This window comes from Fructilactobacillus sp. X7R9C1 (assembly GCF_059901005.1).
Map to the genome: position 1 here is coordinate 1 of NZ_JBWXVG010000065.1, position 255 is coordinate 255.

Below are 255 nucleotides of genomic sequence, written 5' to 3' on the forward strand. Positions count from 1 at the left end.
TTCCATCCATGAAGGTGGCGAATTAGGTTATGCTTTGAGTCACGCAACCGGCGCGATTCTTGATAATCCTGAGGTCATCGCGGCGGTTGTCACGGGTGATGGTGAAACTGAAACCGGCCCATTGGCTGCATCATGGTTCAGCAATACGTTCATTAACCCAATCACGGATGGCGCGATTTTACCGATTGCTCATATGAACGGGTTTAAGATTTCCAACCCAACTATCTTGTCACGTAAGTCAGATGAAGATCTAGA

Annotated in this window: 1 protein-coding gene; it reads left to right on the forward strand. The window is 47.5% G+C overall.

Translation table 11 applies throughout. The annotated features are described in order from the left end of the window. Window positions 1-255, forward strand: a 255-nt coding sequence (locus AC6UD0_RS07445) for a phosphoketolase family protein (protein ID WP_500708721.1), incomplete at both ends; no start/stop codon positions are given.